Here is a 325-nt window from a genome sequence, read left to right as displayed (position 1 = left end):
GGATGGACTGGCCATCCTGCAGGATCTGCACGCGGTTGCCGCTGAGGCTGCGGATGACGGGGGCGCCCGCGTTCGGCCCGAAGGCGCTGTTCTGCACGCCGGAGACATGTTCGAGCACTTCAGCGCGAAGCTGCCGATCAGCCGCTGGCAGCGTGACCTGACCGATTCCACCGTGCTGCGTGCGCTGGGCACGGCGTTCGGCCACAGCCAGGTGGCACGCATCTGGTGCTCGCAATCCGGCGCTTCCCAATGCTCACGCAGGGCCTGGCGCAGCGGAGCAGGCAGCACCGCTGCCGAGGGACGGTTCAACAAGGCATCCAGGCCA

2 pseudogenes are annotated in these 325 nt (G+C 68.3%); one reads left to right on the top strand and one right to left on the bottom strand.

The features are described 5' to 3' along the window. Positions 1–118, bottom strand: a pseudogene (locus ABGA94_RS04850) (TonB-dependent receptor plug domain-containing protein); the annotation flags it as partial. Between ABGA94_RS04850 and ABGA94_RS04845 the strand changes: the two are divergent. Then, a pseudogene (locus ABGA94_RS04845) lies at positions 104–217 on the top strand (hypothetical protein); the annotation flags it as partial. The pseudogenes ABGA94_RS04850 and ABGA94_RS04845 overlap by 15 nt on opposite strands. Positions 218–325 lie beyond the last annotated feature (108 nt).

Origin of the sequence: Stenotrophomonas sp. 3diitr2024 (genome assembly GCF_042136455.1) — a bacterium.
In the GTDB taxonomy this organism is placed as follows: Bacteria; Pseudomonadota; Gammaproteobacteria; order Xanthomonadales; family Xanthomonadaceae; genus Stenotrophomonas; species Stenotrophomonas sepilia.
Note: the sequence above shows the minus strand (reverse complement) of the source record. Positions and strands in the feature narration are given on the sequence as shown.